This is a genomic window from Winogradskyella arenosi (genome assembly GCF_003337305.1).
Classification (GTDB): domain Bacteria; phylum Bacteroidota; class Bacteroidia; order Flavobacteriales; family Flavobacteriaceae; genus Winogradskyella; species Winogradskyella arenosi.
In genome coordinates, this window is the sequence record NZ_QPJO01000003.1 from 177,605 (window position 1) to 197,461 (window position 19,857).

The following is a 19,857-nucleotide window of genomic DNA, read 5'->3' on the forward strand; positions in this document are numbered from 1 at the left end:
ATCGCAAAATTTACAGTGTATTTTCCTAAAGACCTAATAATAACTAAAGCGGTTTTGGATTGCTTATTTTAAATCCTTCAAGAAAAGCGCTTCAACTTAAAATAATATAGGGTTTCTTCGTTATCTTTTTCATCAAAGCTATGCCATACTTAAAATCAAATCGCTTCTAGCTTGTATCTCACAACACGGTAATGCATTAATAATTATTTTAAATGCATTAAAATTAATGGGCATTTCTCTCGATCTTAATGCAGCAATTAAAATGATATATTATGAAACCTGTTTATAGTCTTTTAGTCATTAGTTTGATGTGGTCTTGTAAAAATGATACTACAAAGCCAGAAGTGCCCATTACTCAAAACCCTATGAATGAAGAACTCACGGATACTCGAAATTATGAGGCCGATGGCAATTTTGAAGAAGATGTATATACCTACGAAAGAAAAACGGATAGCATTAATGAAAATTGGAACCTTAACAATCCTGAACGCCAAATGGGTTTATACGCCCGTTTTAATATGAGCGATGCTCAACAGGAAAAGTATGAAACAGCACTTTCTAATTGGTTTCAATCACAGACCAATGAACCTTACGAGAAACTAGGAACAACAACTCGGATTGAGGCTGAAGATTCTATTTTAAAACCGATTTTAGACGAGCATCAATATGAAAATTACCAAGCTTGGGCCCAAGACAATGATAAACGCTAATTTGTTCTATTGAAAATGTTAATAGGCCCATTATGGATATCGAAAAGTTGATAGGCATCCTTGCAGGAATTTTCACAACCCTTGCTGTACTCCCGCAAATAATAAAAGCGCTACGGACTAAAAAAGTAAAGGATGTTAGTCCACTTATGTTTGTTATTCTTTGCTTAGGTGTAGGGCTCTGGACTGTCTATGGCATTTTAAAATCAGATTGGCCTATTATTATCACTAACGGAATTTCTTTCTTGTTAAATGCTATAATGCTAAAAATTGTATGGTTTCAAGATACTGATAATTCTTAGGATGCTTTATTCTTTATTTAAGATTCTAAATCTGACTTTTCTTTCTCAAGTTCTTTATCTAAATTCTCTTCAGAAATCATAGGATGATTCTTCCCTAAGCCGATAATAGCAATAAGGTTTGTTATCGCACTATATAACATTAATATCACCGTAATCATCATTCCGCTTATTACAGAGGTCATTGCTAAGGTTACCCAATAAATAATGGAAAACCAATGTGTAGGTACATTATCTGACTCTATAATCGGAATATTAAAAAATTGGAACAAAATAAGGGCAGCCACAAATAAAATAACATCAAATTTAGCAATGCTTAATACTTGTTGATAATGCACTTTTTTTAAAGACATCTCCGTACCAAAACTTACACTTAACAAGGTTAAAAGCAAGGCTAAAATAGTTGCCGAAGCCAACACAATGGTATTACACAACATATTAAGTCCGCCTAAAGACTCTTCTAGTAAATGCTCAGCTTCATAGCCCGTAACATTTCCTAGCATAAAGACGCCCATCCCGGTGAAACAGGTTGCAATTAGCCCACCATAAATAGCATTTTTATGATCTTTTAGAAAATTAAACATACAGATCTTGTGTATTAACGTCACTTAGAATCCGTGGTTCTACATCTTTATCCGAGTTATTATGAATTACCGACACATCACCCGTACTCTCAAAAATAACAGCCTTCACTTCTGTAAAATCATGAACGTTAGCTTCTCTTAATTTGGCTATTAAATCGCTCTCTCCAACATTACAGGCCTTTAATCTTTTGTGTAAGATTTTACCATTCCACATAATAATTTGAGGCTTATTCGTAAACCAACGTTTAAAATGAGAATTGGTTCTCACCAAATAGGAAAATAAGGTTTGGAATCCTATGATAGCTACCAAGACTACCGCACCTTTTAATAATGAATAATTAGCGTTAAGTACAATGGATGCTAGTACAGAACCTACTGCAATTGTAGAAGCAAAATCAAAACTAGACATTTTAGCAAAGGTCCTTAAACCAAAAACACGTGTAATAAGAATAACAATAGTAAAGATCCCCAACACAGAGGCAACTAACCATATAAAATCAATAAAATTCATAATAGAAGTATTTAGTTAGGGAATAAATTTACTAGGGTTAGATTGTTTTAATTAATGCAATTACAATAAAGAATAACTGATTTCGTATATCTATAAGTTTCTAGAATCAAACCTAGGATTTGAGCTAAAAAAAACTTCGAATAAGATCATTACTAAGCTTTTAGGCCTTTAAATTTGGTAACATATTATAATTAACTCAACGTAATTATGAAATCCATCACAAAACATTACCCTATTTATAAAACCATAGACGAAGCTTACAAAGATTTTATTTTAACACAGAAACATCCTTGTGTTATGGCGAAAACTTTATTTATGACGGACAGTTATCATTTAAACGTTTATCGTTCGTCCAATCAGATTGAAGAATTAAAAACGCTTTTAGACGATTTAGAAGCTTTTATTGAGCAATATGATTTTGAATCTCAAACTTTTGAATCCTTTTTAGCCGTATTTCCATTTGAACACTATGAGTCTGAACTTGATTTTGAAACTAGTTTATGGAAAACCTTACAGCAATTGCACGAGTTAGATGATTGTTCATGGGACGCCTCGGTAAGTGATGACCCAGAGGATCCAACATTTAGTTTCAGTTTAAAAGGACATGCCTTTTATATTGTAGGCTTACATCCTAATAGTTCGCGTATGGCAAGGCAAAGCCCCTACCCTACACTAGTCTTTAACCTGCATGGGCAATTTGAACAATTACGTAGCATGGGGAGCTATAAAAAAGTTAAAAAACGAATTAGAAAACGTGATAAAAAATTACAAGGACATATTAATCCCGTACTTAAAGATTTTGGCAAAGCTTCTGAAGCCAAACAATACAGCGGAAGAGCCGTAGATGGTGCGTGGAAATGTCCCTTTCATAAAACCAATAAATTAGCATGAAACCATTACTTAATATTATAGATAAACAATCTGGAACCGCTTTTAAGCTTAAAAAAAATGATGTCCTTACGGTAATAGACCCTATGGGAGGCCAAGTGAGTGACATGGTTGTTTTTAATGCCCATGATTACAACGAAAAGCTATCCTCGGGTAAATCTTTAGATTTTGAAGAATGCCTGCTACTCACCAAAGGGCACCATCTATGGTCTAACCGATCTCAGCAAATGATGAAAATTTTAGAAGATACCAATGGCCGTAATGATTTTCTTTTAGCGCCCTGCAGTCCTGAAACTTTTAAAATTATGTACAACCATGAAGGCGAACACCCAAGTTGTTTAGCCAATTTAACACAACACTTAAAGCCTTTTGGTATTGATGCCGATGCTATTCCTACCGCTTTCAACATCTTTATGAACGTGCAATTTGATGAAAAGGGAAAACTTTCCGTGCTTCCCCCAACATCTGAAGCTGGAGATTATATTCGATTTAAAGCTGAAATGGATCTTCTGGTGGGACTTACAGCTTGTTCTGCGGAAGATAGTAATGGCGGAACGTTTAAACCTATTCATTATGTTATTGAAACAGAAGTCAAACCGATTAACCAACACGTTTAAAGTCCTTGCACCCACAACTCAAAACGAAATTAATAATTAAAACCCTTTATGATGACAAATAATAAGAACGACCAATCTGAAAATAATCATGAAAAACGCCTGCATCAAAATGCTACAGATGAAAAAGGTGCCTTAAAAGACAACCATTATAACCAATATGGAAAACAAAATGAAACTCGCCGGGAACACGCTAATAAATTAAAGGACGACTAAGCACGTTGAAGCATTACAACCCGCGTATTGACTGATTAAAAACTAAAAAAAGTCCAATCTTAAAATATAGATTGGACTTTTTTATTCAAAAGCAGTGAGCCTTTTATTTACTATCATCAAGATTGATATTAGCTTTATCTGAAATCTGAGATTTTGGGATGGCATTAAAAAATTCTGATAATTCAAGATCTGCATTAGGTCCGTATCCCAATAACATAGTGCCTTTTTCGCCTTTATTAGTTTCTACAACATATAAAATAGACATGTCCGATGGATTACTCATCCCTTCATAACGGTGCTCGGCTACGATATGTAAATCTTCAGGTTGATACGTTTCAGAGGACTCGTTTCCAATTAAATGTCCTTCTTTAAAATGAAAGCCTGCGGTATACCCTTTAGATTGGTAAATATCTAAATAATTATCTTCGTGTTTTGCATATTCGTTTTCCATAATTGTATGATTTTAGGTTTCTTACAAGATACCATAAGGGATTTTCATAGAATAACCATATCCATTTATATATTGACTTTAATGCAAAAAATCTAATAAAACGTCAACCTAAAACGGAGCTCATTAAAACGAACCTATCGCTTACTAGCCGCATTTCAACATATTCATTCCTAGCTAAATTGGTAAAATGAGCCATTTATAACTAAAAAAAACTTCAGCTTTCTAACTGAAGGTTTTTTTATACGGTTCTTACACCTCTTAATTTACAATTAATCCATAGGAAGAGATTAATATTTGCTCATTTTGAGAAGATGTTTTCCTTACATAAATTTCAATATAATCATTGGTTTTAACAGTAACGTTTCCTAGAACTGAAACCGATTGTCTTTCATTAATATTCAAAATATTTACCACAGCTTCAGTTCCCGTAACTTTTGAACCATTTTTATAAATTGAAAACGCAAACTGCGTACCGTCAGTTGTAGTAAACGAAATAGCGGCAAATACATTTACCGATCTTGTTTTTTCACCTTTATAAACTATACGATTTTCACTATTTGCTCCTGTGCCTTCTTCAAATCTAAATAAGCCTCTCGCTTCAGTATTCACAGGTAATTTAAAAGGCGTATTATTATAAACAGTCACAACACCATAGGTGTCATTTTCGTCATAATATAAATTACCGGTAGCTATAGCATCGCTCTCTGAAGAAATCCCTGGTGAGTTCACTGTCCAATCTGTACTAAAACTATATCCATCATAAGAATTTGAGCTATAGCCATTAATATAACCAGAAGCATTAGAGGTTGATCCTGAAAAGACAGTACCACTAATCACCCCAACACCAACATTTAAACTTGGGTCACTAACATCCATAGCCACATCAGAACCATCAACGGTACTAAAGCCACTCCCTTTTTCCACCAAACCAAAATTCCCGGTTAAGGTCTCAAATGTCCCGCTATTACTACTCGGCCAAGCTTGTGTGTTTAGCAATAAATTTCCTATGTTAGAGAATGTAATCCCATCAGCATTACCAACAAACTGATTGATATTACCAAAATAAAGACCGATATCAGAGACCGAACCTACACTCGTACTCATCCCAATTACTATAACATTTTGTACTATTAAAGAGGTACTAGAACTTATCCCGGGCCCTGAAATATTAAATGCTTTTGTTCCTTTTAAGGTTAAGCCTTTAATACTTCCGCCTGTACTGCCTTCAAAAACTACTCCTGAAGAAGAAAGGATATCTTCATTAGTATCTTGTCCAATCATATAGGCGTTATTTAAGTCTATAGGATGCGATAAGGCAATGGTACCGTTCACCTCATAAAGAGTATTTTCATCTAGTAAGTATTTTGAACCTCCGGCAGCTAATTCATCAGCTAAATCATCTGCAGATTTAATCAATTTATAATTGTTACGTTTAACACTAGTGTTATTGGCTATTTGGTCCCAAGAACTAGTTGTAGTATTATAGAAATAAAAGGCCTTTTCATCCGTATCAAAAACCAATAAGCTTTCGGCAGGACTTGCAATTGAAGTCCGTTCTAAGGTGGTCATTCTTGGGGCTAATAAACCTTTAGAGTTTGACGTTAAATCTAATAAGGATGAGGTATTTGGGTTTTCAGTTCCAATACCAACTTGAGCAAAAGTTAATCCGGTGGTTAATAGACTAATGCAAAATAGTTTAAATAATCTCATAATTTAGGGGTTGAGAGGTTAGAAAAAATTTGGGATGTTTAGAGGTTGGGCATCCTAGGGGAATTTTAAAATGATGGTCTACTTAAAGACGTATTAGTTTAGACTTATAAAACTGTCAATACTTATACTCGTAGACATACTTAAATCTTCTGAAAGCCATACATGTGCGAGGTCATCTAAACGAGATGGATGATTGGGCTGATGAGACCACTTTTTCAATAAGTAAGAGTAGATTTTTAGCATACATGTAGGCTTTAGAAACAGCAATTAACACATAATATATGACACTACAAACCTTAAAGCCTTGAAAACATGACGTTAAAACAATATTTTATTCCCATTAAGTGTTTCATTTTGTAAGAAAAAGCTTATAATTATTATAATTCAATAAGGAAAAGATTAAGTTTATTTTAAACTTTATGAAACCCTAAGGTTCAAAATGCTTCCTTGCATTGACGTTTGCGAAATGGGCTGTTGGTCAGAGATTCATTGTACTGGTTAGTGTTTTTATTAACACTCTTTTTTAAGATTTATAATGCTAAATTTTTATGCGCTATTAATAATCCTTTTAAAATTCTATTTTGTAATAGTAAGACTACAGTTAAATAATGAGATTTTTGTTTTATTTTCCTACACTAATAAAACTCAAACTATCGAAAATTATTATTTGAAGAGACCTCTTACAGAATTATTATAAGGCCAAAATAAGGATATTTGTTCTTAAAATAATCACCTCATTTTTATTATTTCAAACGCTCATTTGTATCTTGAAAACGACGCAATTGCTATACACTTCATATTATTTCAGTATCGATTCCCCTCATTCTGACCCTAACTAAGCAAATAAGCCACGAATAGACCGAAATGAACTAATCTAATTCGGAAAAATAATAGATTTTGCTATCCAATACACTATTGGTTTTTAACGATACACATTATGAAGGCCTATTACACCGTTTTACTTATTATAGGAATCACGTCACTTTTTGCTAGTTTCCTTCCCATTTTTTTGAAGAAATTTAAAATAAGCTTTACCATTCCTCTATTAGTTTTAGGTGCTTTTTTATTTTTTATCAATACACCCTTACCATGGCCAAATCCGGTGTGGGACATTGATATGACCTTACGCTTCTCTGAATTGGTCGTTATCATTAGCTTAATGGTCGCCGGCCTAAAAATTGGTTTAAACTATTCCTGGAAAGAATGGCGTAACCCCTTACGTCTGCTAAGTATAACCATGCCTTTATTTATGCTCGTGGTCTTTTTAGTGGCTTATTATCTCCTTAATTTTAATGGGCCTTCGGCCTTACTTTTAGCAGCGGTGTTAGCTCCTACAGATCCCGCATTGGCTTCAGAAATTCAGTTAAATGAAAAACAAAGTGTCGCCAAAAAGAACGTTGGCGTTCAATACAATCTTACTGCGGAAGCTGGCCTTAATGATGGTTTGGCCTTTCCTTTTGTTTTCTTAGCCATCCTATGGTCACAGCATCAACACCTGGGTTTTGAACAGTGGAAAACTTGGATTAGCTATTACCTGCTTTATAAAATTAGTATTGGCGTTGTGGTCGGCATCGTTATAGGATTCACCTACAGTTATCTTACTAAAAAACTCTCTAATTCTAATGTCACAAAAATTCACCATGCTTTTGTAGCCCTCTCTCTAACTTTAATTTCCTACGGACTTGCTGAAATTTTAAATGGTTATGGCTTTTTAAGTGTTTTCTTAGCCGGACTCTTTGCACACTATCATCAGCATACTAAGGATATCACCACTGAGGGAGATCCAAGCTTAGGTTTTATAACAAACGTAGAAAAGTTTCTTATTATTTTTTGGATGATTTTCTTCGGAGGATCCTTAGTGGGTGGCATCTTAGATTTTAATAGCCTACCGACACTTGTTTTTGGTCTGTGCTTAGTCCTTATCGTACGGCCTTTATTAGGATTTATTAGTCTTTATAAATCGGGATTAAATTTGAAAAAACGATGGGCCATTTCCTTTTTTGGTATACGTGGTATTGGCTCTGTGTTTTACCTTACCTACGCCATTAAACATGGTGATTTTGAACAAATAAATCCGATGTTCTCTTTGGTGGCCTTTATCATTCTTGTCTCTGTGATTCTACACGGTATTACAACAAAGCGCATTATGGCTCATTTAGAACGATAATAACATATGGCTATGCCTAACACTTAGCAAAAGATATTATACAATTTGCTTTTAGTTTTGCCCCAAATTATTATTGCTAGGTCATAATTAGATACGCTAAGATAGCACCGTCCATATTACAATTCGGACGTCTAAATTCCGATAATGTATCAACCTCCTACATAGAGTTGAATTAATTTCATAGTAGCGCAGTTCTTAACAATATTTATCAAACTGATATTGTAGCTGTATAATAGGTTATAGCTTTAGTTTTCCTTTTTATTCTTAATAAGTTCTCCTATAAATCTGTTGGTTTTAACTAACCCGATATACCTTAAAAAACAATTGAAGGGTTGCCCCCTTATGAAGAAAAAAACATTTAGATGAAAATAATTTCTATTATTCTTATGTTCTTCGTAGTATATTATATCCGTCTTCATTTATGGGATTTAAATTAAATATTAAGCCGGCTATACACTAAAGATTTATAACTTTCTCCTATCGGAATGCGTTCGTCATTAATAAGGATACGATTTTTTTGAACCGATGCTATTTTATTGACATTTATAATATAAGAGCGGTGAACTCTAATAAAAGTATTTTCAGGTAATTTAGATTGAATTTCTTTAAAACTCATTAAGGTTAAAATAGCCTTAGAATCTTCAGTATGAATCTTTAAATAATCCTTTAACCCTTGAATAAGATTAATTTTATTAATGTCAATTTTTAGGTTTTCATATTCGGACTTTACAAATATAAAATCATCTTCATGGGCTGGAGTTTCCCCTCCTGCGGAAGACATATTAAAAGAATGATTGGCGCGGTTTAATTTCACCATTTCCTTAACTCTATTTACCGCCTTAATAAAACGCGGAAATGGAATAGGTTTCACTAAATAATCTACGGCATTAAGATCAAAACCTTCTAAAGCATATTCTGGATAAGCGGTTGTAAATATAAAATAAGGAATTTTACCTTCTAAAGATCGGATAAGCTCTATTCCGGAAATATTAGGCATTTCAATATCTGAAAACACCAAATCTATAGAATTGCTATTTATAAAATCTAATGCTTCTATAGCATTAGTAAAAGTACCAACCACCTCTATAGCTCCTAAAGCCTGGCAATACGATTCAATGACATCAATTGCTAAAGGTTCATCATCAATTATTATGCACGTCATGATTATCTAGATTTAAGGTTAAATGAACTCTATAAAACGACTTATCTTCTTCAATAGTTAAGGTATGATTGTCTTTATAGAGGTAATTAAACTGATTTTTTATATTCTCTAAGCCTACACCAGAATTTTTATCATCGCGCTTATACAAGCCAATAATATTTTCAATATAAAAATTAAAGGTATTATCTATAATTTCAATCTTAATATCAATATGGGTGTTCCCTTTATAATCGGTCCCATATTTAAAGGCATTTTCAATAAATGAAATTAGTAATAAGGGATATATTTTTAGGTTCTTAATATCCCCATTAATGTTCAGTTTTACGGCTTCGGTATTTTTAAGACGTAAACGTTGAAGGGCGATATAATGCTGTATATAATTTAATTCTTTTTCTAAAGACACTTGTTCGTCCTTCGCTTCATAAAGCATGTAGCGCATTAATTCGGACAGCGTAATCACGGCCTCTGGGGCATTATCTGATTTGCTACGTACTAGAGAATAAATACTATTTAAAGAATTAAATAAGAAATGCGGGTTAAGCTGATTTCTTAAAAATTGTAATTTTATTTCCGTTTGTTCGTTTTCTAAAGCTTTGGTTTCACGATCTCTTTTATAGAAATCTACCACCAAACTAAAAATCCCACCAAGAAGAAATACGGTTAGGGAAAAAACCATAGGGATTCCATGTCGCATACCCATTGGGCCGCCAGGTCGACCTTGACGATCTCTCATTGCTCTTACTTCGTTTATAACATTGTGGTTTATAAACTCTACACTAATATAATTATAGAGCAGTAAAAACGCAATTGAAAGTAGAATGTATAAACCCAGTTTGCGTTGTAATAAGATATGCGGAACTAAAATGGCATAATTGACATAAAACAAAATTGGACGCATAAGCTGTTTTACAAACATACCAGGAGGTACCTCTCCTAAATCAATGTATGCCGTTAGCAATGGAAAAACACCGATAATTAACCAAACCAGTACGTGGACCATCCACTCTTTATTCGTCATTTTGTTTACAAACATGCGCATTTTTATCGTACCAATTAAATCTTATTGTAGCTTATAGCATTAGCATTGAGATCTTCAATACTGATGGCTGGCATTTTATTTTCAGAGAGTTTATCTAAAACTAATTTTCCTATCTTTTGTGCATCTTCTTTCGTCTTAAATCCTTGTCTTCCCTTTACTGCCGGAATATACTCTTGACGGATTAACAAACTAGTACCTTCATAAACTTCATAAATCCACAAACTATCTTTTTCTAAAACTTCTAAGACATAAGATTGGTCATTATTAATTTGTTCTTTCTCACCTGCACCTTGCAAATAGAAGAAGCCTACAAATAAAACTGTTATCACTAAAAATACAGCTTTATAATTAAAATATTTTTTCATGTTTTTATTTATTTAAAAAAAAGAGCCAGAACATAGGAAGGATATCCCCATTACCCTGACTCTAATTTAGCTATTAACCATCAATCACTATAGTTAATAACCCATCAATCAATCTAAACAATTCTTAGTTATCGTCGTCATCTTGTTCTGCATCAGGGAAGAACTGCATGTTATCATCAAGGTATAATGTTCCGTTTCTACCTAAGGCAACAAAAGCACGAGAACCATCTCCGAAGGCAATAGCATCACGTCTTGCATACAATTCAAATGCTGTTTTTTCTTCCCAACTATCACTGGATGGTTGGTACTCATAAACAGTACTTATACTTCCTGAATACTCACCACAAGCTACATATCCTTTACCATTAATAGTAAATGCTACGGCATTAGATCTGTAAATGTACTCATCATCATCATCGTCAATATCCGTGTGTTGTGTCCATACTTCAGAATCTAAGTTGAAAGACCAGAAATCAACTTCGTAAACACCGTTACTAATTCCTGTTACTAAATACACTTCGTTATCAATAGTGAAGGTCACACCATCTCTTCTTTTATCGCCTCCAAAACCATAGATCTCTTCCCATGAATCTGTTGTTGGATCATATTTCCAGAAATCTTTTTTATCACTTCCGTCGTAACCTGTTCCTAAATACCCGTAAGTATCAGAACCAAAACCTACAGCACCATAACGCGCTGAACCAGCGAAATCCGCAATTTGTGTCCAACTGTTAGTCCCTACATTATATTTATAGAAATCCGATAACTCTTCATTGGTATCACCGTTATATCCGGTTCCCATATACCCATCATTTCCAATGGTAAAAGCAGTCGCTGAACTACGTTCTTCACCAGGAAAATCTGATAATTGTTGCCATGAATTGGTATCCATATTATAGCTCCAAAAATCATTGTAGTAATCATCACCATCATAACCCGTACCCATATAACCAATATTGCCTATGGTAAAAGCAGCTGAACTTCCTCTTGCTTCTTCGTTAAATGTAGATTTCTTAACCCAGTTTCCTGAAGTATCATCGTCGTCATCACTATTGCAACTATAAAATAGCGCCAATACGGCCCCTAAATAAAGCAATCTTATGGCTGATCTGTTATTCATTTTTCTCATTTTACTTATTATTTATATTAAAACTAATTCCTATGCTTAATGCTATTGAGTTATTGGCCTCAAAATCGATTATGGTAGTGTCGCTATCTTGAATGCTAAATTCGCTTGCCGTTAAATACCCCACATTAAAATTTGCAGCCCAATTACTATCAAACTGAAAATGGTACCCCGCGGCGAGTTTTAAGGCTTTCAATTCTAACTTAGAGTCTTCATACAATTGGTCATTACTAAAGCCAAAACCTGAACTATTATTAGCGTAAATAGATTCTGGTTGCGCTGTAAAATCTATGCGACTTTGATCGTTTATTTTATAGTAAAGTCCGGTTACCGGAAGTCCAATTTCAACTCTAAATTTCTCTGTAATTTCACTTGAATACGACACTAAAGGATAAAAATTAGGTTCGCCAAACAAGGCTCCATAACCGGCCCCAAGTTTTAAATAAGACCTTAAGCCTTCATTATCCCAAACACGCGTAAAATTTAAAGCATAGCTAAAAATAAAATCTTCACTACCTATAGCCTCTTCAAAGGTTGAGGAGAGATAAGGTGCTAAAGTGACATCCATATCCCATTGCTCATTAATACTTTGGTGATATTTTAAATAGAGTTCTATAGTATGTACATCATTAAAGGCACTAAAATCGTGATAATGATCATAATCCATAAAGTCGATACTCTGCTCTGTATATTTAATACCGAACCCAAAACGAGACGCCTTTAGCAAGGACCCAAAATCTATTGCAATGGCCTTATCTTCTATTTGTATATCATTTACATCTATATAATTGGCATAATCTAAAGCGATAAAATCTGCATCACCAGTTGTGGTGAACATATTTTGTCCATAGGCCGTCACCGAAATGAAACAAACAAGGATATATTGTAGGGTATTTTTTCTCATCGGGTGCTAACTTACTATCTCCGTCGCGCACCTCTATTATAAAATATACCTAGCGTATTTTTTTGTAGACAAACACCAATTTTTAATCTATAAAACTAGCCCCTCATCTTTATAGTATAAAACCCCTATTCTGTCGATGTATTTACTCTATAGGTCTATTTCACTTTTTATTAGACCAATTGCTTAGTTTTTTTGTGCAAATTCTACAAAACATATGTTGAGATCATTTCTAAAATTATTTATAGCGTTTACCATTTTATCGATGGGTATTGCGTGTTCTACCGATACCGAAGACGATAGCCTTTTAGCGGGTGAAGATTTTACAGGTACCAATATTAGAGTCTTGTCTATTGACACGTTTTCGGTTAAGCTCTCTACCATGAAGTTTGACTCGATTACCACATCTACCAATGACCGTTTGTTAGTTGGAAATTACCAGGATGATACCATGGGGACTTTAAATGCCGCTACCTATGTACAAATGACACCAACGTCCTATTATTTAGATAACGACGCTACCTTAGATAGTATTACCTTAGTTTTAGGTTATGACTCGTATTATTACAATGATACCACACAAGTTGCTACGGTTAATGTTCATAAGTTAACGGAAAAAATGACCTCTGATGATGATTATTTTTACAACACTACTGTTACACCTTATGAAACTGAAGTTTTAAAAACATTAAGCTATTACCCTACCCCAAATAAAGATTCTTTAGTGGTAACACTTCCTTATGATTTTGGTGAAGAATTATTTAACGGCATTAGAGATAACGACATTACGGATGAAGAGTCACTATATCAAAAATTAAAAGGACTTACGGTACAACCTGGAACAAATGACAATGGCGCTGTAATAGGATTTTCTACCGCTACGAGCTCTAGTTACTTAAGATTTTACTACACCATCCCCGATGAGTTAGAAACCGATGAGTATACTTATGATATGACCATCAACAGCTATTACAATAAAATTAATAGCGATGTTACAGGCCTGCCTTTAGAAGCCATCACCGATCAAGAAGATAATTTGGAATCTTCCGACAGTAACCATATCACCTATAACCAATGTGGAACGGGTTATGTAACTAAAATTGAATTTCCGTCTATAAAAAACCTCTTCAATATTGGTAGCGACGGTACTATTTTAGATGCTGTGCTTTATATTGAACCAAATTCTACGGCACACACCGATATTCAACCTTTAAGTGAAACCTTATTACTGTATACCATAGATCAGAACAACGATTTAGCGAGTCAGGTTAGTAATAGTGTCGATGTGGTAACAGCGGGAATTACCGATGAAAACACAGAGTTTAATGAACTCACCTACACCGTTCCGGTTATCGACTTTATCGATCAAAAATTAAATGAGAGTCCAGAGACAGAAGATGCCCTCATCCTTATTCCAACCGACTATAATTCCACCGTTAACAAAATAATTTTTAATGACAGTGAACGGTCAGAATACAAAACTAAATTAATTATCACTTATGCTGTATATGAATAAATCTAAGTCTCTTCTTATTTTCGCCCTATTGGTTACAGTGTATAGTTATGCACAAACAAATAGCCTTACCGGATCTCCATATTCACTTTTTGGACTTGGTGTAGAAAACAACTCTAATACCGGTCGAAGTAGCGGTCTTGGTAAAACAGGTATAGCCCTTGATGCTAATTATGGGATTAACCTTTACAATCCAGCCTCCTTTATTACCTTAAAAAAAGACGAAATTACATTTGATTTTGGAGGTTCTGCAGAGATCATTAACATCTCTAATAATGACTTAAACGAACAAACTACCACTTATAATTTCACCAATATTTCATTAGCTTTTAACCGTAATGATAAATACGGTATAGGTTTAACGCTGAAACCAGCAACTAACGTAGGCTATGCTTTAACGGGTATTGAAAACAATATTGAAGGAAGTAACGAGCAATTTACCACTAATATTGATGGTACTGGTGGTCTCAATGAAATACGGTTAGACTACGCCCGTACTTATTTTAAAAATTTAAATGTTGGTATAAAAGCCGCTTATTTATTTGGAAAGATTGAAGAGACGGAGTCTATTATTACCTCTGGAAGTTACCTTCAAATAGATGAAACAAACTATTATAGTGGTGCACAATTAGGATTAGGTTTACAGTATAACCTAAAAGATAAGCATCAATTTGGGTTTACGGTAGATTTCCCTACGGTTTTAAAAGGCTCTCAAGATGTCTCTATAATTAAGTATTCTAATGACGCTTTTAGTACGGTTGATGAATCTGAAGACGAATCTATAGATAATTTTTACTTACCACTAAAACTTGGTTTTGGGTACAGTACTAAAATTAAAAATCTAATGCTTACTGCAGATTATAACAAAAGCTTTTGGTCTACCACAGACCAATCAGACGCTATTGGCGATTATACAGACCAAGATATTTTTAGCCTTGGAGCGTCTTACGCTGTAGATCCTACCAGTTATAAATATTGGGAACGTGTAGATTTTAGAATGGGATTAAACTACAACTCGGGGTACTTAAAAGTAAACGACACTAATATTGATACCTATACCGCTTCTATTGGTGTTGGCTTACCTATAGGAAAAAGGTCACTGGTAAATATTTCTTATGCCTTAGGTAAAAAAGGAACAACAGAAAGCATTCTTATTAAAGAATATGTAAATACCCTAAACATTAACATCTCGTTATCGGATCTTTGGTTCCAGAAACGAAAATTTAACTAATTCCCCTTAAGACTCTAAATCAGCAATGGTTTAGAGTCTTTTTTTTATCACTTTCTCCTATAATCTGTTTTACTTAGTCTACAGCGGCAAGCAGGTTATTCTTCCACTCCTAACTCCTCGGCTCTTCCTTTTTAAGGCGTGTTAGCATCATCAGGACATCCAAATCTAAACCTTGTATATCCTAAGCCAAGAAAATCCTTTACGGAAGTCAATAGAGAAGTTATTAGAGGTTTAGTCTTATCATTTTTAGCAGGATTGCTAGCTACAGAAGGTCCAAGAAGACTTGGATTCATCATAAGTTATCCATCCAGATCTCACCCGTATTACGGCTCCTTTTTTATATAATTAACAATCCGAATAGCATGGTAATAATTCAGGAAAGAAACTCTAAAATTAGCACGTCACGTATAGAAGTTATCTATGAGCATTCTTCTCCATCTGTAAAGACCATATTTAAAGAATGACGATGTAATAATTATACGCTCATTATCACAATTACCCAAGCCTTTTAAGTTTAAAAGTAAAACTTTTATACGCATCACCTCCGTCTTCAAAACACTAGTCGTTCCTCATTAAAAAACTGAAATAACAAACTACAAAAACGCATTTAATCGGATTTTTAAGTATTTCATGGATTTGTTTCATTTTTTTAATTACCTTTGTATCAGTACACTGAGAATTTTAAGCCTAATATCTTATCCATTTTTAGTAAAAGTGACTTATAACGAAAAAAAAGAAGTGAAGAACACTTAAAAGTCGAGGCCTCCATTTCACAGCATGAGGCCAAGGATTGATCTCTGAGAATTGCTGTAGAGTAAAAAGGTCAACAGCGTTATGAAACTGGTCTAAAAAATTAAAACATTACTGTGATGAATCTAAACAAAATCCAAAACAAGCAATGTTTTTATGAAACGCTTTATAACTATCGTAATCTTGTGTTACAATAGCAGGTTCTATATAAAATAAATCAAACTTACAATGAACCTCCGAAAAGGCACATTGTAATTATAATCCATAATTGAGATAATCAATTGTTTTTAGTTAGTAGTTAGTGTTAATCAAGTCTCAATCTTCGTCTAGATTGAGACTTTTTTACTTTAGTAATGCTAAGAGTTCATCAAAATTAAGCTTATGCTGTTCTCCAGAGCTCATATTTTTCACACTAAATACTTCAGATTTTAATTCCTCTTCTCCCATAATCACAACGAAAGGAATCTGACGCTTATTCGCATAGTTCATTTGCTTCTTCATCTGTTTTCCAGAGACAGCAGCATCAGGAAACAATTCGGCTTTAATCTGAGCACGTCTTAGTTTGGTTACTGCTTGTAAACTGTATAAAGCCTCCTGATCCCCGAAATTGATAAAAAGCACTTTTGTAGACGCCGTAATGGTGTCAGGAAAAAGACCTAGTTCTTCTAATACCAAATAAATACGATCTAAGCCAAAACTAATACCAACACCACTCATATTCTTAAGTCCAAAGATACCAGTAAGGTCATCATAGCGGCCACCGCCACCAATAGATCCCATTTTTACACCTTCTGGCGCAGATACCTCAAAAATAGCACCGGTATAATAATTTAGTCCTCTTGCCAATGTGACATCGAGTTGTAAATTTGCCGTTTTTAATTCGAGACTTGAAATAGCAGTATTTATAAATTCTAGCTCTTCGATCCCCTTCAACCCTATTTCTGAAGTACTTAAAATAGATTTTAAACTTTCAATTTGTGCTCCAAAATCACCCTTTAAAGTAAATAAAGGTTGAAGTTTTTCAATACCGTCTTCAGAAATATCTTTAGAACGCATTTCTTCTTTGACGTTCTCTTCACCAATTTTATCAAGCTTATCTAAAGCCACGGTAAAATCAATTAATTTATCCTGCGCTCCTATCACCTCGGCAATCCCCGAAAGGATTTTACGATTGTTAATCTTAATAGTAACCCCATGAAGTTGTAAGGCTGAAAAAACTGCATCGTACAATTGCACAAATTCAACTTCCTGAAAGAGCGACTTAGATCCCACCACATCGGCATCACATTGAAAAAACTCTCTAAATCGTCCTTTTTGTGGACGGTCTGCACGCCAAACAGGTTGAATTTGATAACGTTTAAAAGGAAATTCTATATCGTTTTGGTGTTGTACCACATACCTCGCAAAAGGCACCGTAAGATCGTAACGTAAGGCTTTTTCTGAAATCTTAGGCGTCAAAAGACGTTCTGATCTTGAATTATAATCCTCATCAGAAATTTTCTTTAAAAACTCACCACTGTTTAAGATCTTAAAAATTAAACGATCTCCTTCCTCTCCGTATTTCCCCATTAAGGTATCCGAATTTTCAAAACTCGGGGTCTCTATAGGTTGAAAACCGAACACTTGAAACTGTTGCTTTATGGTTTCCATAATATAAGAACGCTTTGCAACGTCTTCTGCATTAAAATCTCTTGTCCCTTTAGGAATGCTTGGTTTTTGTGCCATAATATTTCCCGTGTCAATGGGAATCTCTTTTAATGAAACTTAATTTTAAACTACAATTCTATTTTTAAATTAAAAATTGCTGTACAACGCAAAAATATTATAAATTTTAAAGGTCTTACCAAGATAAATCAATTTTATAGTAACTTTATAAAGAATCCGTCGTCTTATCCATTAAACAACTTAACTAACGCGAAAAAAACTATGTTTTCATTAGCTAAAGAGAATATAAGAATCGCCTTTGATTCTATAAAAGGTCAACTCCTCCGTACTATTTTAACGGTCTTAATTATTGCGATTGGGATTATGGCTTTAGTAGGAATTTTAAGTGGTGTATCTGCTTTAGAAAATACAATTTCTAGCAATTTCTCTTCTATGGGATCTAATACGTTTAATTTTCAACGTTACGAGTTTACAGCGCAACGCCAAAGTAGTAGAGAACGTCAAAAAATTAATCCGGTGTTAAGTTACCGCAATGTGAAAGATTTTGAAGACACCTACAGTTATCCCTTTACTAAAGTGGCCGTGTCTTTTTACGGAACTTCTACGGCCGAGGTTAAATACGACAATAAAAAAACAGATCCTGAAGTCGCCGTACTAGGTGCTAATGAGTTTTTTATAGAAAATTCTGGATTAGAGATTGAAAATGGTCGATCTATTAACATATTTGATGTAGACAATAGTAATGCTATTTGTGTTATTGGGAGCGACTTGCAAAAGGCACTATTCCCTGTTGAAAACCCCGTTGGAAAAACCATTAGTATTCGCGGTTCTAAATTTAAAATCGTTGGCGTTTTAAAAGAAAAGGGTTCAACCTTTGGGAATAATCAAGATTTAAGAGTAATTATCCCTATACAAAAAGCAAGATCTATCTTCACTAATCCTAATATCAATTACAGTTTAAGTGTGAAGGTTGATAAGAGTGATTTTTTAGAAGCTGCACAAGACGACGCCATTTTGACTTTCAGGAATATTAGAGGCTTAAACCCTATTGAAGATAATGACTTCGGCATTGAACGTAGTGATGATTTACTTAACCAGGTTGCACAAAATACGGCCGCACTCTATGTGGCAGCATGGATTATTAGCATCATTACCATTTTTGGGTCAACCATTGCTCTTATGAATATAATGCTTGTTTCTGTAAGTGAGCGTACCCGAGAGATTGGAGTACGAAAAGCTTTAGGCGCTAAAAGCAAAACCATAGCATTTCAGTTTTTTATGGAAACCATCATCATTGGACAATTGGGAGGGCTTATAGGTATCTTTCTGGGAATATTAATCGGAATGGCGGTTGCTAATGGATTCGACTTAGAGTTTTCAACACCATGGGTTGCGATGATTTGGGCCACTAGTATTGCTTTTATTGTGGCCATTATCTCTGGCTTATACCCTGCAACTAAGGCCGCTAGATTAGATCCTATTGAGTCTCTACGTTATGAATAGCAAATAAGAAACACTGTGAACTAAATTATTACGTCACTTCGAGTGATTTACTCATGCTTCACAAATCACTCGAAGTGACGGAAACTATAAGGTAGAAAAAGGAAAATATAAATACAATGACACCCTAAACGTCAGTTCGAGTGAAATTGCTTGTTTTAGCAATTTTGTATCGAGAACCATTATTAAACTAAGACTTAAACAACGCTTCTCGATACGATTTGCTCATCCTTCGCAAATCACTCGAAGTGACGGAAACTTTGAGGTAGAAAAAGGGAAATATAAATACAATGACACCCTAAACGTCAGTTCGAGTGAAATTGCTTGTTTTAGCAATTTTGTATCGAGAACCATTATTAAACTAAGACTTAAACAACGCTTCTCGATACGATTTGCTCATCCTTCGCAAATCACTCGAAGTGACGGAAACTTTGAGGTAGAAAAAGGGAAATATAAAT

Annotated in this window: 21 protein-coding genes; 9 read left to right on the forward strand and 12 right to left on the reverse strand. The window is 34.3% G+C overall.

Annotation, left to right across the window (positions count from 1 at the left end; all coding sequences use genetic code 11):
• Positions 1–272 precede the first annotated feature (272 nt).
• Both DFQ08_RS09860 and DFQ08_RS09865 read left to right on the forward strand, forming a co-directional pair.
• Positions 273–710 carry a hypothetical protein gene (locus DFQ08_RS09860; protein WP_147269467.1) on the forward strand — a complete coding sequence of 146 codons (438 nt, stop codon included), beginning with the start codon at positions 273–275 and terminating at the stop codon, positions 708–710.
• A gap of 32 nt (positions 711–742) precedes the next feature.
• Entirely contained in the window at positions 743–1,009 is a 267-nt protein-coding gene (locus DFQ08_RS09865) for a SemiSWEET family sugar transporter (RefSeq protein ID WP_114309856.1), read from the forward strand.
• A gap of 17 nt (positions 1,010–1,026) precedes the next feature.
• On the opposite strand, the gene DFQ08_RS09870 is transcribed toward DFQ08_RS09865, so the two are convergent.
• Positions 1,027–1,590 carry a hypothetical protein gene (locus DFQ08_RS09870; protein ID WP_114309857.1) on the reverse strand — a complete coding sequence of 188 codons (564 nt, stop codon included), beginning with the start codon at positions 1,588–1,590 and terminating at the stop codon, positions 1,027–1,029.
• Positions 1,583–2,101 carry a DUF421 domain-containing protein gene (locus DFQ08_RS09875; protein WP_114309858.1) on the reverse strand — a complete coding sequence of 173 codons (519 nt, stop codon included), beginning with the start codon at positions 2,099–2,101 and terminating at the stop codon, positions 1,583–1,585. The genes DFQ08_RS09870 and DFQ08_RS09875 overlap by 8 nt, the downstream gene beginning before the upstream one ends.
• Positions 2,102–2,308: 207 nt before the next feature.
• Here DFQ08_RS09875 and gntA point away from each other — a divergent pair, with 207 nt between their 5' ends.
• From gntA to DFQ08_RS16185, 3 genes are read left to right on the forward strand one after another with little or no spacing between them, the layout of a single operon-like run.
• Positions 2,309–2,992, forward strand: coding sequence for a guanitoxin biosynthesis heme-dependent pre-guanitoxin N-hydroxylase GntA (gene gntA / locus DFQ08_RS09880; RefSeq protein WP_114309859.1), 684 nt, complete (start codon positions 2,309–2,311; stop codon positions 2,990–2,992).
• Complete coding sequence (locus tag DFQ08_RS09885; protein ID WP_114309860.1) at positions 2,989–3,606, forward strand: DUF1989 domain-containing protein; 618 nt, start codon at positions 2,989–2,991, stop codon at positions 3,604–3,606. The genes gntA and DFQ08_RS09885 overlap by 4 nt, the downstream gene beginning before the upstream one ends.
• Before the next feature lie 48 nt (positions 3,607–3,654).
• The gene (locus DFQ08_RS16185; RefSeq protein ID WP_181858393.1) at positions 3,655–3,819 is read left to right on the forward strand and encodes a hypothetical protein; all 165 of its coding nucleotides are present in this window, start codon (positions 3,655–3,657) and stop codon (positions 3,817–3,819) included.
• Positions 3,820–3,922: 103 nt separating this feature from the next.
• Here the strand turns inward: DFQ08_RS16185 and DFQ08_RS09890 are convergent, their stop codons facing one another.
• The 3 genes from DFQ08_RS09890 to DFQ08_RS16190 all read right to left on the reverse strand — a co-directional run bounded on the left by DFQ08_RS09890 (position 3,923) and on the right by DFQ08_RS16190 (position 6,223).
• Positions 3,923–4,270, reverse strand: a complete 348-nt coding sequence (locus tag DFQ08_RS09890; RefSeq protein ID WP_114309861.1) for a hypothetical protein — start codon at positions 4,268–4,270, stop codon at positions 3,923–3,925.
• 258 nt (positions 4,271–4,528) lie between these two features.
• Positions 4,529–5,980, reverse strand: a complete 1,452-nt coding sequence (locus DFQ08_RS09895) for a hypothetical protein (protein WP_114309862.1) — start codon at positions 5,978–5,980, stop codon at positions 4,529–4,531.
• Positions 5,981–6,073: 93 nt separating this feature from the next.
• Positions 6,074–6,223: a hypothetical protein gene (locus DFQ08_RS16190; RefSeq protein WP_181858394.1), complete on the reverse strand. Its 150-nt coding sequence runs from the start codon at positions 6,221–6,223 to the stop codon at positions 6,074–6,076.
• 694 nt (positions 6,224–6,917) lie between these two features.
• Between DFQ08_RS16190 and DFQ08_RS09900 the strand changes: the two genes are divergently transcribed.
• The gene (locus DFQ08_RS09900) at positions 6,918–8,147 is read left to right on the forward strand and encodes a cation:proton antiporter (protein WP_114309863.1); all 1,230 of its coding nucleotides are present in this window, start codon (positions 6,918–6,920) and stop codon (positions 8,145–8,147) included.
• Between the two features lie 433 nt (positions 8,148–8,580).
• On the opposite strand, the gene DFQ08_RS09905 is transcribed toward DFQ08_RS09900, so the two are convergent.
• From DFQ08_RS09905 to DFQ08_RS09925, 5 genes are all read right to left on the reverse strand, one after another.
• Complete coding sequence (locus DFQ08_RS09905; RefSeq protein ID WP_114309864.1) at positions 8,581–9,309, reverse strand: LytR/AlgR family response regulator transcription factor; 729 nt, start codon at positions 9,307–9,309, stop codon at positions 8,581–8,583.
• Entirely contained in the window at positions 9,290–10,327 is a 1,038-nt protein-coding gene (locus DFQ08_RS09910; protein ID WP_181858395.1) for a sensor histidine kinase, read from the reverse strand. Before DFQ08_RS09910 ends, DFQ08_RS09905 begins: the two co-directional genes overlap by 20 nt.
• 35 nt (positions 10,328–10,362) lie before the next feature.
• The gene (locus tag DFQ08_RS09915) at positions 10,363–10,713 is read right to left on the reverse strand and encodes a DUF4907 domain-containing protein (protein WP_114309866.1); all 351 of its coding nucleotides are present in this window, start codon (positions 10,711–10,713) and stop codon (positions 10,363–10,365) included.
• A gap of 124 nt (positions 10,714–10,837) precedes the next feature.
• Complete coding sequence (locus DFQ08_RS09920; RefSeq protein ID WP_245935412.1) at positions 10,838–11,833, reverse strand: Kelch repeat-containing protein; 996 nt, start codon at positions 11,831–11,833, stop codon at positions 10,838–10,840.
• A gap of 10 nt (positions 11,834–11,843) precedes the next feature.
• A complete protein-coding gene (locus tag DFQ08_RS09925) occupies positions 11,844–12,743 on the reverse strand; it encodes a DUF6268 family outer membrane beta-barrel protein (protein WP_114309868.1) in 900 nt (299 codons plus the stop codon).
• A 214-nt stretch (positions 12,744–12,957) separates the two neighbouring features.
• Between DFQ08_RS09925 and DFQ08_RS09930 the strand changes: the two genes are divergently transcribed.
• Positions 12,958–14,256, forward strand: coding sequence for a DUF4270 family protein (locus DFQ08_RS09930; RefSeq protein ID WP_114309869.1), 1,299 nt, complete (start codon positions 12,958–12,960; stop codon positions 14,254–14,256).
• Positions 14,249–15,484: a hypothetical protein gene (locus DFQ08_RS09935; RefSeq protein WP_114309870.1), complete on the forward strand. Its 1,236-nt coding sequence runs from the start codon at positions 14,249–14,251 to the stop codon at positions 15,482–15,484. Before DFQ08_RS09930 ends, DFQ08_RS09935 begins: the two co-directional genes overlap by 8 nt.
• Before the next feature lie 131 nt (positions 15,485–15,615).
• On the opposite strand, the gene DFQ08_RS16270 is transcribed toward DFQ08_RS09935, so the two are convergent.
• Both DFQ08_RS16270 and hisS read right to left on the reverse strand, forming a co-directional pair.
• Positions 15,616–15,780 (reverse strand): hypothetical protein, encoded by a 165-nt coding sequence (locus DFQ08_RS16270; RefSeq protein WP_220235585.1) that lies wholly within the window; start codon positions 15,778–15,780, stop codon positions 15,616–15,618.
• A gap of 796 nt (positions 15,781–16,576) precedes the next feature.
• A complete protein-coding gene (gene hisS / locus DFQ08_RS09940) occupies positions 16,577–17,959 on the reverse strand; it encodes a histidine--tRNA ligase (protein WP_114309871.1) in 1,383 nt (460 codons plus the stop codon).
• Positions 17,960–18,160: 201 nt separating this feature from the next.
• Here hisS and DFQ08_RS09945 point away from each other — a divergent pair, with 201 nt between their 5' ends.
• Positions 18,161–19,402 carry an ABC transporter permease gene (locus DFQ08_RS09945; RefSeq protein WP_114309872.1) on the forward strand — a complete coding sequence of 414 codons (1,242 nt, stop codon included), beginning with the start codon at positions 18,161–18,163 and terminating at the stop codon, positions 19,400–19,402.
• The last annotated feature ends 455 nt before the right edge of the window (positions 19,403–19,857 follow it).